The organism is Nostoc sp. CmiVER01, assembly GCF_034531135.2.
Taxonomy (GTDB): domain Bacteria; phylum Cyanobacteriota; class Cyanobacteriia; order Cyanobacteriales; family Nostocaceae; genus Nostoc.
The window spans coordinates 344667-356804 of sequence record NZ_JAVRBU020000006.1 but is presented as its reverse complement, the minus strand read 5'-3'; the positions used below and the strand labels follow the sequence as shown (position 1 = coordinate 356804).

Annotated in this window: 10 protein-coding genes; 3 read left to right on the top strand and 7 right to left on the bottom strand. The window is 42.2% G+C overall.

Going from position 1 to position 12138, the window contains the following annotated elements; all coding sequences use genetic code 11:
• Positions 1-181 precede the first annotated feature (181 nt).
• The 3 genes from RMZ43_RS12325 to RMZ43_RS12315 form a co-directional block, all read right to left on the bottom strand.
• Complete coding sequence (locus RMZ43_RS12325) at positions 182-1483, bottom strand: P-loop NTPase fold protein (RefSeq protein WP_322652275.1); 1302 nt, start codon at positions 1481-1483, stop codon at positions 182-184.
• A 293-nt stretch (positions 1484-1776) separates the two neighbouring features.
• Complete coding sequence (locus RMZ43_RS12320; protein ID WP_322652276.1) at positions 1777-3132, bottom strand: (Fe-S)-binding protein; 1356 nt, start codon at positions 3130-3132, stop codon at positions 1777-1779.
• A gap of 57 nt (positions 3133-3189) precedes the next feature.
• Complete coding sequence (locus RMZ43_RS12315; RefSeq protein ID WP_322646728.1) at positions 3190-4503, bottom strand: FAD-binding oxidoreductase; 1314 nt, start codon at positions 4501-4503, stop codon at positions 3190-3192.
• Between the two features lie 222 nt (positions 4504-4725).
• On the opposite strand from RMZ43_RS12315, the gene msrB reads away from it, so the two are divergent.
• On the top strand, positions 4726-5220 hold the full coding sequence (msrB, locus tag RMZ43_RS12310; RefSeq protein WP_322652277.1) for a peptide-methionine (R)-S-oxide reductase MsrB: 495 nt from the start codon (positions 4726-4728) through the stop codon (positions 5218-5220).
• 483 nt (positions 5221-5703) lie between these two features.
• Here msrB and mreD read toward each other — a convergent pair whose 3' ends face one another.
• The 3 genes from mreD to RMZ43_RS12295 form a co-directional block, all read right to left on the bottom strand.
• Positions 5704-6321 carry a rod shape-determining protein MreD gene (mreD, locus tag RMZ43_RS12305; RefSeq protein WP_322652278.1) on the bottom strand — a complete coding sequence of 206 codons (618 nt, stop codon included), beginning with the start codon at positions 6319-6321 and terminating at the stop codon, positions 5704-5706.
• Positions 6322-6346: 25 nt separating this feature from the next.
• A complete protein-coding gene (mreC, locus tag RMZ43_RS12300; protein WP_322646725.1) occupies positions 6347-7153 on the bottom strand; it encodes a rod shape-determining protein MreC in 807 nt (268 codons plus the stop codon).
• 100 nt (positions 7154-7253) lie between these two features.
• A complete protein-coding gene (locus tag RMZ43_RS12295; RefSeq protein ID WP_322646724.1) occupies positions 7254-8261 on the bottom strand; it encodes a rod shape-determining protein in 1008 nt (335 codons plus the stop codon).
• A 361-nt stretch (positions 8262-8622) separates the two neighbouring features.
• Between RMZ43_RS12295 and RMZ43_RS12290 the strand changes: the two genes are divergently transcribed.
• A complete protein-coding gene (locus tag RMZ43_RS12290; protein ID WP_322646723.1) occupies positions 8623-8982 on the top strand; it encodes a single-stranded DNA-binding protein in 360 nt (119 codons plus the stop codon).
• Positions 8983-9062: 80 nt separating this feature from the next.
• On the opposite strand, the gene RMZ43_RS12285 is transcribed toward RMZ43_RS12290, so the two are convergent.
• Positions 9063-9806 (bottom strand): SIMPL domain-containing protein, encoded by a 744-nt coding sequence (locus tag RMZ43_RS12285; protein WP_322646722.1) that lies wholly within the window; start codon positions 9804-9806, stop codon positions 9063-9065.
• A 498-nt stretch (positions 9807-10304) separates the two neighbouring features.
• Here RMZ43_RS12285 and RMZ43_RS12280 point away from each other — a divergent pair, with 498 nt between their 5' ends.
• Complete coding sequence (locus RMZ43_RS12280) at positions 10305-11783, top strand: cation:proton antiporter (RefSeq protein ID WP_322646721.1); 1479 nt, start codon at positions 10305-10307, stop codon at positions 11781-11783.
• Positions 11784-12138: the final 355 nt, after the last annotated feature.

Sequence of the window (12138 nt, the reverse complement as noted above, 5' to 3'; positions counted from 1 at the left end):
CGCTCCCGTGAAGACTCAGACCGCTCCCGTGAAGACTCAGACCGCTCCCGTGAAGACTCAGACCGCTCCCGTGAAGACATAGACCGCTCCCGTGAAGACTCAGACCACTCCCGTGAAGACACAGACCGCTCCCATCACGACTGAGATGCTTAACGTTATAGCATTTCACAAAATACCCAATTTATAACCTAAATTCCTTAGCTTCTGCCAAAATCGGATTGATATCAAACCAAGAACCATCCTCATCCCGGTATTCAAATACAAACATACTGCGGAGCAAAAGTTCATATCTTTCATGACCTCTCAAGCTTTTTTCTTGCGCCACCTCACGCAGTAATTCCCATTCATCGGGCGTAATTGCCAAAGTTAGCTCATTACGGCGTTGTTTAATCACTCTATTTACGCACTCTTGCGACAAAGGCGGGTCTTCTTGTTGAAGACAGCGAAATAATAACATTAACAAGTTACGCAAATGACCGCCGCTAACTAAGCACAGCCGTTCTAAACTATCAGCACTATCAAAAACTTCAGTAATCAAATGCTGGCTTTGTTCCCAACTGACATCAGGAAAAGCTCTCGCCATGACCATCTGTTGCAGCAGCGTGATTCCTTGTAAAAATTGTGAACCATTTTGTAATTGCACAGGAACCATCGGCAAAACCTTGGGGTCTGCGCCAAAGCGATTTGTTAACCTGCCTAAAGCGTTAGAAAAAATCAACACTAGGGGAATAGTATAAACAACATGACAATTTAGCTGGTTTAACTGTTCACCGCGTTCAACAAAGAGATATTCTGGCTGGTGGTAATGACCGGAAGGCTTTAAAGAATTATCCACTCGGTCGAGATTATCTATAATTACCACCAGTCCTTTTTTACCTTGCTGCTTGAGTTTGTCTCTAGCAGGCTTGAGCAATTCTTTGTTGATTGATTCTAAAATACCATTGGTACGCGGTTCTAAATATTGCCGCAACTGAGAGCGAAGTTTGGGGCTATCCTTAGTTTTGGCGGTAATCTTGGCAATACCTACAGATAACTCTCCCCCAAGTTCTATCGGCGTTTGCAAAAATTCAGCAAGTTCAGTAAATAGAGTTTGAAAGTATCCTGGTTTGAGATTAATTTTTATTGCTTCTAGACTTTGACTCACTTCACGAGCGATCGCCAGTAAAATATCTGTAACATCAATATCAGCCATATCTAGGCTTTGGCTAGACTCAAAATAAACCACATGAAATCCCTGCTGTTCTAACTCTGTTTTGAGTCGCAGTAATTCAGTAGACTTGCCACAGCCGATATGTCCTGTAAACAATTGACAGGTAGGTTCTTCAGGTGAAAGGCGGGTGATAGTTCGCCCAAGTTCCTCAATAATTTTGGCACCACGCACTTTAGAGAAATCAATATAATATTGTCTATCCTCCGGTTTGCTCACAACCAGAGTCTTACTGGGGTTGCAAGCTTGAAAAAACCTGACCAAATCTAGTTTCATCACAAATCACCTGAAAGTAACCTGGCACTCTTGCCCATTTCAGTGATTATACAGACGATAAAGTGGCTATTTCGGAAATAACTTCTTCAGATTGAGTGATTTTTTGTCTGTTTAATTAAACAGAATTCAGATGAACCGCACCCCTAACTCCTCCTACCCTTCTAGCTACGATGTATACACAAGTCAAATTACCCCCCTTAATCCCCCCTTATAAAGGGGGGAAATAAGAAATCTTGTTCCCTCCCCTTTATAAGGGGAGGGTTAGGGTGGGGTAAAACCCTGGTTAATCTTATCTACAATTTCAACTTTTCACCCCGAATCGAATAATCTAACAACTCCATCGGGTGAATAACTGAAATCTTCTTACCTTGCAATTGCAAATGCTTCGTAATCTGCAAAGTACACCCCGGATTAGCAGAAGCAATTAACTCAGCACCAGTATTCAACAAATTCTGCACTTTTTGCCGACCCAATTCTTCAGAAACTTCTGGTTGCAGCATATTATAAACCCCAGCACTGCCACAACATAAAGCCGCATCTATTGGTTCTCTCAACTTCACCCCTGGAATTTGCCGCAATATCTGACGCGGTTGCACACTAATCTTTTGTCCATGCAATAAATGGCAAGCATCTTGATAAACTAAATTCAATGGTTTATCACTCAACGCTGAAAGTTTTGCTGTTAACCCAACAGTTGCCAAAAACTCTTGAGCATCTTTCACCTTAGCTGCAAAATCCTTTGCCTTTTCCCGATATTCTGGGTCACTTTCTAAAATGTGACCGTATTCTTTCAAAGTATGACCGCAACCAGCAGCATTAATAATCACAAAATCGACATCAGTCTTAGCAAAACTATCAATCATCTGCCTTGCTAAAGCCTTCGCCTGTTCTGTTTGTCCTTGGTGTTCAGGAAGCGCCGCACAACAACCTTGAGATTTCGGAATTACAACTTCACAACCATTCGCTGTTAAAACCCGCACCGTTGCTTCATTCACGGGAGAGAAAAACAGCCGTTGCACGCAACCCAAAATTACCCCAACGCGATACCGCTTCTCACCTTTAGCGGGAATCACAGTAGGTAAATTATCTTGAAAAGATTTAAGAGTAATTTCTGGCAGAATAGATTCCATTGCTGCCAAACGGGGCGATATTTTATTGAGTAAACCCGTAGCACGAACTAATTTAGCAAACCCCAACTTTTGATAAACCAACAACGGAACTAATAAAACCCGTAAAAGGTTGGGATAAGGAAACAAAGAAAATATCAGTTGACGAAAAAGTTTATCTGGTAAACTGCGAGGATAATTTCGTTCAACTTGGTGACGAGTTGCAGAAATTAACTTGTCATACTGCACACCAGAAGGACAAGTACTCACACAAGCAAGACACCCCAAACAAGAATCAAAATGTTCTACAGTTGCCGTATTTAAAGCAATCTCGCCCTCATTAATTGCATCCATTAAATAGACACGTCCTCTAGGAGAATCCATCTCCTTACCCAGCACCCGATAACTCGGACAAGTTGAGAGACAAAATCCACAATGTACGCAACTATCAATCAACTTTGGATCAGGCGGATGACTCTCATCAAACCCCTTCAAATTCTTTAAACTAGCCGTATTATTAACAGAATTTTCGGAAACTTGCATAATTAATTCTTTTCCCCTCTTCCTTTGCGTCCTTGGCGTCTTGGCGGTTCGCTAAAACTAAATTCCACCCACAAACCGACCAGGACTTAAAATATTCTTACTATCAAACTGTTCCTTAATACGGCGCATCAACGGCAAAGCATTCCCCGTATAACCCCAAACATCTATTTGTTCTTTAACCGCCACTGGTGCTTCCAGAATTGTTAAAAAACCTCTATTAGCTTGGGTATAATGGCGCACTTTCAAAACTTGATTTTTATCCTCTAATTGTAACAAACCCAAACCACTACTTATATGAATTAAACCCCACTCCACCTGAGCCAAAATCTCCACAGCAGCAGTAGGTAACACTCCTATTTTGCAAGTAATTACAGATTCTGTAGCAGTAGTATGGATTCGTTCTTGCAATCTCTGCCATAGATTAGCCTCATCACCATCAGCAAAAATTGCCCCATCTAAACCTAACTTTTGCCCTACTTCCAAAACTCGGTTTGATTGTTCTTTAACACTCTCCTTAATACTTTGAAAGCGTGCAATTAATCCCAGTCCTTGACCCAAACCTAAGCTAGACACCAATTTCGTTGATAGCAAATCAGCCTGAACTGGTGTTAACGCCGAACCTCGAAGGATATCAGCCGCTTGGAATATAGCCTCTGCACTACCCGTTAGTACCACCGTTGCTGATGTCTCCGCTAGCGGATATACGCGAAAAGTTAGTTGACTAATAAAGCCTAATGTGCCGTAAGACCCAGTAAGCAACTTCATCAAGTCATATCCGGCAACATTCTTAACTACTCTTCCCCCAGCTTTAGCGATTTGGCCATCAGCACGCACAAAGGTAACACCTAGTAACTGGTCACGCACACTACCATAACGTTGTCGCAGAGAACCTGTATCACCTGTGGCAACAATACCACCAATAGTTGCTGACTCTGGTGCTGTGGGGTCAAGAGCAAGAAATTGCCGCGATTTTGCCAAAAGTGCTTGCAAATCAGAGAACTTCATCCCAGGTTCTACTGTGACAGTCAAATCTCCAACAGCGTGTTCAATGAGTTGGTTAATGCGTTCTGTACTAACTACAATATCAACGCCTTTAACTAAACCACCCCAGCTAAGTTTACTGCCACTACCACAGGGGAGGACACGCCAGTTGTTAGTGTAAGCTGTAGCGATGACTGCGGCTAGCTGTTGTTGGGTGCGGGGATAGAGGATACAACTGGGAGAATTTCCAGAAGCTATAGCCTGTTGGATACGTTTTTGCTGACTTAATTCGATATTTTCCCAAAGACAAACAGCATTTTCTTCGCCGACGATAGATGCAAAATCAGAAGCGCAGACGGCTTGCGGCTTGTCGTTAGACATCGCTTTCATTTAGTTTATTTTTTTACGCCCTATATTTAATTTACTGGCTAACATGACCAAAAAAGCACGTTGCCATTAATATACGGTGGCTTTATTTTGTTATTTCTTAGCTAATTTTAATCAGTTTATCAGCGTGAATTCAGAGCGATCGCTGATTATAGTCATTAATGTAGGGAATTCCGTACTGGAGTTGATTGCCCAGTTAACCTCAAAATAGAAAATAATAGATATATGGACAAACGGTATTTTTTACAAGCTAGTGCAGTAATAGTCGGCACAGCATTGTTATCAAGGTATATCAATTGGGAGTCAGAAGCGATGACAACTTCTAATAGTGGATTTGAAATTACCAAACCTGAAGAGGAATGGCGTACTATTTTAACGCCAGAACAGTTTAAAGTATTGCGTAAACATGGGACTGAACGCCCCTACACCAGCCCATTGGATAAGGAATACGACAGTGGTACTTATTATTGTGCTGCGTGTGAACTGCCACTGTTTACCTCCGATACCAAATTTAACAGTGGTACTGGCTGGCCTAGCTTCTTTAAACCGATTGAAGGTGCGATCGCTACTACTGTAGATCAGTCGTTGTTTATGACCAGAACTGAAGTGCATTGTAGTCGCTGTGGTAGCCATCTGGGTCATGTTTTCGATGACGGCCCTGCACCCACAGGCAAGCGTTATTGCATGAATGGGGTTTCGTTGAAGTTTACTCCTGCCTAATTTAGTTTCAATCGCACACACTAACCTAAATTATGAAGTTTTGAGGCTTGACCAAGGGTAAATAGATTGTTGACAATAACTTCTCCTACCCAATCCTACTTGAAGAAGTATTGTCAATTAAAAAAATACAACTCTTGGTCTTCGCTAAAGCTATTACCTAAATATTTCTATTTATTTGAGTCGTTTTTCTCCTTTTTGTCTTTGGGATCTTTTTTAGGTTTTTTAACCTCTTTATTACTTTTTCTTTCTTTCGACATTAGCGTTCTCCAATTAAATTACTTAGTAAAAGCTTCCACATTTTGCCGTCAGTAAATCAGGAGATAACTTACCTGATATTCTTTTAAAGCAAAAAAGAAAGTATCAAATATAAGTGCCACTCACTACCATGATACGGTGTTATTTGATTATCGGGGTTAATCCAAAATTTAAAAGACGCTCGAGGACTCGCTAACGCTTCGCTATCCAAAATCTAAAATTCTTTGACTATTGTTCCAACAACTTTATCCGTTGCCACCAAAGATTTAGCGGATAATAAACCACAGGTGCCCACAAACTACTAAGAATGGCAGAGGCTAGGGCGACACGCTGGTAATATGTCCAAATATCTGTTACCTTGCGCTCATTCCCCATCAAAGTTAATTGCAAGCCAAAAATAGTTTCTGCCAAAACTGCCATAACAAAGACAATTACAGCAATCGAAATAAAATCTTCCTCGATAAAACGCTGCTTCTGGAGCAGAGCAGTTAACATTCCCACTATACCTAAACTGAGGGCATGAGTAGGGTTAAGTGATGTCATTGAATCTTGAAGTAGTCCTAGAACTATACCTGCCAATGCTCCGGCAAACACTGTGCGCTTCACACTCCAAGCTACCACCCAAATTAACAGCCAGTTTGGGGCAATTCCCAATAATTCCATACCCGGTAAGCGGGTTGGCAATAATAGTAAACATAACAGTACAGAACTAGCTGTCACTATCCAACCCAACAATTGACGTACACCGGGATGCCAACGAGAAAGTGGCTGGATTTGGAATTTCGATTTTCGCTGTGATGATTTTGGCCTTTTCTGCCTGCTACCACCAAATGCAGGAATCTTCATTTTTCTATGGATTTTTTTGAAGAATTTACTTAGACTTTCGCGGCACTTGATTTACCGATTGGGTTTCCAACTCTTGGTTTTCTGGCTTTGGATAAACAGCTACCCAATCAAGAGAGCGAATTGGCGGAAAAAGCTCGATTTTCGCTACTGATGCTGGAAGTTTCTTTAAATCCAGCGACTTGATTCGTCCTACAGCCAAACCAGATGGGAATTTCTGACTATAAGTAGATGTGGAAACTAAATCTCCTACTTTGACATTTGGGACTTTTTCATAAAACTCCAGCACCGCTTCTGCTGAAGAATCCCCTCGCAAAACGCCTTTAGCTGCTGTGCGGCTAACTGATACACCCACTTGACTTTTAAGATCGCTGATTAACAACACGCGGCTAGTATTAGGAGTTACACTTTCCACTAAACCCACTAATCCGCCTTCAGCCTTGACTATAAAGCCTTCTTGAATCCCTGCATTCGCACCACGATTCAAGGTGACTTGTTGCCACCACTGGTCAGCACTACGTCCTACCACCCGTGCTGGAATTGGCCGTGATGCCAATGGCTCTTTTTCTACATAGCCTAATAAATCTTGTAGTTTGGTCTTTTGACTTTCCAAATCTACTATACGGGTTTGCAATTCTAATATCCGCGCATCTCTAAGACGTTCTTCTGGAGTTGGCCCTGACTGCAACATCTCTAACGGACGGGTAATTGCCTGATATGTCTCAAGCACCAGTTCACCTTGAGTTTGTCGCAATATCCAAGCACTACCAACTACTAACGCTAAAAACCCGATTTGTAACCCTTTATGATCCCACCAACGCCGTATTGTAACCATATATACCTTTACATACTTAAATAATTGAGTTCTATTTGAGTTCTATTTATATAAAACCCAAATAGAACTCAAATAGAACTCTAGTCTGATATTTTTCTTGCTACATATTGCGAGAGCTTTCAATGACAACTCTTTCTAACTGTTTAAAGTTTTCTAACACACGACCTGTTCCCAGCACAACACAGCAGAGAGGATCGGCGGCAATGTGAGTCACAATCCCCGTTTCATGACTAATTAAGGTATCTATGCCTTTGAGCAAAGCACCACCACCAGCTAACATAATACCTCTGTCAATAATGTCTGCTGCCAGTTCTGGAGGTGTACGTTCTAGTGTCCGCTTCACAGCTTCTATAATTACTGATAGCGGTTCCAACATACTTTCACGGATTTCTGGGGCTTTGATTGTTACAGTACGCGGAAGACCAGAAAGCAGATGTAAACCTCGGATTTCCATCATCGCGTCATTATCATCATTAGTAGGATAGGCAGAACCCATCCGAATCTTGATGTCCTCGGCAGTCCGTTCACCAATGACTAAGTTATGAACTTTCTTGATATACTGAAGAATCGCATCAGTCAGTTCATCCCCAGCAATGCGTACTGATTCGCTGATTACCGTACCTTGAAGACTCAGCACTGCAACTTCTGTTGTGCCACCACCAATATCGATGATCATGTTGCCAGTGGCTTCAGCAACAGGTAGTCCTGCACCAATGGCAGCAGCTACAGGTTCATCGATTAAATAAACTTTTCTTGCTCCTGCTTGGTGAGCCGCATCCATCACAGCTCGCCTTTCTACTCCTGTAACGCCACTGGGAATACCAATGACAATTCGAGGTAAAATCAAAGATTTGCCCTCATTTACACGCTGAATAAAGCTTTTGAGCATTAGCTCGGCTATATCGAAATCAGCAATTACACCATCCCGTAAGGGGCGGAGGGCAATCACATTTCCAGGTGTACGACCGAGCATTTTTTTCGCTTCTTCTCCTACTGCCAGTGCTACCTTTTCGTTGACATCGATAGCAACTACAGAAGGCTCTTGCAGTACAATACCTTTACCAGATACATAAACGAGGGTGTTTGCGGTACCGAGGTCGATACCCATATCCCATGATGTACGAAAGTTCCTAAAAATACCCACGCGTCTATAAGCCCCCTATGTGCGATACTTCTTGACTACAACGGTAGAGTTGATTTGATTATGTTTATATCCTGAGTTCAGTAAACTAGACTATATTTTTATATGATTCCCAGGAATATTTACGATGTCTTAGCTATGTATGTTTTGATATTCTCTGGTTAACTTAGTATATCCGTATGATTTTATGTGTTTCTCCCAGTAGTATGTATAATTTTTCAAGTCAACTATATTGTTAACTGTTTAATGCATTATTTTCAAGTGTTTCACAATTCGCTATGATGAAAGTCTAAATTACTAAGTACGCATGTACTAAAAGGTAACGCCCATGAGTATCAATATTGTCACTCTTGTTGGTCGTGTAGGTAGCGACCCTGATATAAAATATTTTGAATCTGGTAGTGTTAAGTGTAGATTGACGCTAGCTGTAAAAAGGCGATCGCGCAACAGTGATGAACCTGATTGGTTCACTCTGGAATTATGGGACAAGACGGCTGAGGTAGCAGGTAATTATGTGCGTAAGGGAAGCTTAATTGGGATAAAGGGTTCCTTGAAGTTTGACACATGGAGCGATCGCCAAACAGGAGCAAACCGTTCAACACCAATTATTAGAGTAGACCAACTAGATTTATTAGGCTCTAAGCGCGATTCAGAAGGAGGCGGAGATTTTTCGCCAGAGAATTTCTAATTGGGCATTGGGCATTGGGCATTGATTATTAGTCCTTTGCCCTCACAAATGACAAAGGACTAATGACAAATGACAAATGACTAGTAACTAATTTGCAGCGTCACCGATGCTTCTACTTGCTGTTCACCACCAACGACAGGAGTAGAAGCATCAGCTACTTTGGCAGCTTCTGCCCTTAACAACATCGGTGGTGGTGGAGGCGCACTGGCATTATTAACTTGAATGCTCACCACTTCTTTGGATTTGAAACCCAAGGCACTGAAAACAGCATCAGCTTGCTGCTGGGCATCTTGAGTAGCTTTTTTTAATGCTTGTTTTTGAGCAGATGCGATCGCTTCATCATTAGCAACAAAACTAATACCGTTAATTTGTGTCGCACCCGCTTTCACTGCATTATCTAATAATGTCCCAGCTTTCTCAGTAGGAATTCTAAAACTTACAGTGTTATTGGCAGCATAGCCTGTAATCCTTTGCACATTATTGGTGTAACTGTAAACAGGATTAAGCTGGATACCAGTAGTTTGTAATTTTTCAACATTTTGGCTCTTGAGGAACGCAACTACAGCTGATGACCTCTGGGCAGCTTCTTGTTGTACCTCTTGGGCTGTTTTCCCCTGAATTTCTACTCCTAAATTGACCTGCGCCAAGGTTGTAGGAATTGTTTCTACTCCACGACCACTAACACTAAGAGTTCGCCATAATTTCTCTTTTTCTTGTGCTAACGTAGGCAATGTAAAATTTACACATAAAAGCATTGCTAAAGGCAGTATTTTCCACAATTTTCTATTAGAAAACTGTGAACCGGATAAAGCGGCTCTAGTCATAAGATTTGCACTCCTCAAAGTATCCACAGATGTTTTTAATCAACGTATCTAGGAATTTTCTGGTGGCTGTTGAAAATCAACAGTCACCACAAGTTTTTCACAACTCAAGTGCGATCGCTAGATACGATTTGTATGTTCTTACTTTGACACTGCCATAATCAAAAGCTGAAATGGTTACATTTTTGGAAACTAAAAAAATTACACCAGTACTTTCTTAAGCTAGTTTTGAGGATTTGTAATGAGTTAGCGCGCTCTTCTCCCAAGGGTAGACGCCAAGGGCGATAGCGCAGCGTTAGCGAGTCCGCGAGCGACGAGCGTCACCCGTTCGCGCAGCGTCTCCGTTAGGAGAAGGGTAAGCACTTTAGTGCTTAGAAATAAAGACTGAAGTCCTTACTACGAACTAGGGACAAATTAATTTATTTAATCTGTCCATCGTATTTCCATAGGATGTTTTTCAGAAACGCGTCAAAATCAAAGAGAAGGATTTTCAGAGAACCCATGCATTTGTTAGATCCAATCAACTTCTCTTTTCCTCTGCTGGCTACCGCAACACAAGCCGCAGACAGTTCAATGGTAGTAGCAGCAGTGTTACTAAGCTTAGTAATCGTTTATCTCGCCAGCAAAGTTGGTGGAGAGTTATCAAACCAAGTGGGTTTACCGCCTGTCTTAGGCGAACTTGTAGGTGGTGTGGTAGTTGGTATCTCTGTTTTCCACCTTTTAGTATTTCCAGAAGGCGGCACAGACAGTTCTAACTCTTTGATCATGTCCTTCCTTCAAATCACTGCTGGTTTAACGCCAGAAGCTACTCCAGCCGTGTTTGCAGCGCAGTCTGAGGTCATTTCGGTTTTGGCAGAATTGGGTGTAATCATCCTACTGTTTGAAATCGGCTTGGAATCGAACTTAAAAGATTTAATGGCAGTTGGTATCCAAGCCACAGTCGTTGCAGTAGTGGGGGTAGCAGTACCCTTTGCTGCTGGTACTGTGGGGCTGATGACTTTGTTTGGTATTAGTGCTGTACCCGCAATTTTTGCCGGGGCGGCTTTGACTGCCACTAGTATTGGTATTACTTCTAAAGTGCTGTCAGAGTTGGGGCGACTCAATTCTAAAGAAGGGCAGATTATTTTGGGTGCTGCCGTAATTGACGACGTTTTGGGAATCATCGTTTTAGCGGTAGTTGCCAGCCTAGCTAAAGATGGCGTGGTGGATGTCAGCAAAGTCATTTATTTGATTATCAGCGCCACTGGTTTTATTTTGGGAGCAATCCTACTAGGGAATGTTTTCAATAAGTCCTTTGTAGCGATCGCTGATAAACTCAAAACACGCGGTGGATTGGTAATACCAGCATTCATCTTTGCTTTTGCTATGGCATACCTTGCCGCCGTCATCCACTTAGAAGCAATTTTAGGAGCTTTTGCGGCGGGTTTAGTTCTAGAAGAGACAGATAAGCGCAAAGAACTACAAACGCAAGTCTGTCCCATTGCCGATATGTTAGTGCCAATTTTCTTTGTAACTGTTGGCGCAAAAACCGATTTGGGAGTTTTAAACCCAGCAATTCCCGATAATCGGGAAGGTTTAATTATGGCAACTTTCCTGATCATAGTAGCCATTCTCGGTAAAGTAATCACAGGCTTAAGCGTGTTTGGTCAACCGGAAATCAACCGTTTAGCGATCGGTGTAGGGATGATTCCTAGAGGGGAAGTCGGATTAGTATTTGCTGGTGTCGGTGCAGCCAGTGGCGCTCTCTCGAAACCATTAGGGGCAGCAATTATCATGATGGTAATCTTGACAACTTTTTTAGCTCCTCCTTTGTTACGATTTGTATTTCCAGATCCCAAAACTGTGGATTCAGTCTCAGACCAACTGATTTTAGATGGTACCTCTGGAACCTCGTTGGTAATTGAACCACCTCAGCCAAGAGTACCAGCATCAAATGACACTAGCAATTTGGAAGTAACCCCAGAATCTAGCGATCGCTAATCTTTGGGAATGGGGAATGGGAGGAAACTTGTTCAACAAGAGGCAGAGGCAGTTCTTGCTGGAGGGAAAGGAGCAGGGGAACATGACCCCTGACTCCTGCCGTGGGAATGAAGGGGGAACATGGGTCTGATTCCCGCAACAAGAGCTAAGTGGTTTTCGTATTGAAGGGGTCAAATCCCCTTTCTGTTCTATCCCCCTTGCTCCCTGCTCCCTGCCCCTTTTCCTCTTCTTCAATAACTCTCCCTCATCTCCCTCATCCCCCAATTATGCAGTGGAAACTTCTCTTCCTAAATTTCCGTCCCGTCTGATTGTAAAATAATCGTCTGTTTATAATTTCTACCACCATTTGGAATGT

Coding starts and splice junctions, on each gene's coding strand:
- RMZ43_RS12325 (WP_322652275.1), bottom strand. CDS start 1,483: ATGAAACTAGATTTGGTCAGGTTTTTTCAAGCTTGCAACCCCAGTAAG.
- RMZ43_RS12320 (WP_322652276.1), bottom strand. CDS start 3,132: ATGCAAGTTTCCGAAAATTCTGTTAATAATACGGCTAGTTTAAAGAAT.
- RMZ43_RS12280 (WP_322646721.1), top strand. CDS start 10,305: ATGCATTTGTTAGATCCAATCAACTTCTCTTTTCCTCTGCTGGCTACC.
- RMZ43_RS12315 (WP_322646728.1), bottom strand. CDS start 4,503: ATGAAAGCGATGTCTAACGACAAGCCGCAAGCCGTCTGCGCTTCTGAT.
- RMZ43_RS12285 (WP_322646722.1), bottom strand. CDS start 9,806: ATGACTAGAGCCGCTTTATCCGGTTCACAGTTTTCTAATAGAAAATTG.
- mreD (WP_322652278.1), bottom strand. CDS start 6,321: ATGAAGATTCCTGCATTTGGTGGTAGCAGGCAGAAAAGGCCAAAATCA.
- msrB (WP_322652277.1), top strand. CDS start 4,726: ATGGACAAACGGTATTTTTTACAAGCTAGTGCAGTAATAGTCGGCACA.
- mreC (WP_322646725.1), bottom strand. CDS start 7,153: ATGGTTACAATACGGCGTTGGTGGGATCATAAAGGGTTACAAATCGGG.
- RMZ43_RS12290 (WP_322646723.1), top strand. CDS start 8,623: ATGAGTATCAATATTGTCACTCTTGTTGGTCGTGTAGGTAGCGACCCT.
- RMZ43_RS12295 (WP_322646724.1), bottom strand. CDS start 8,261: ATGGGTATCGACCTCGGTACCGCAAACACCCTCGTTTATGTATCTGGT.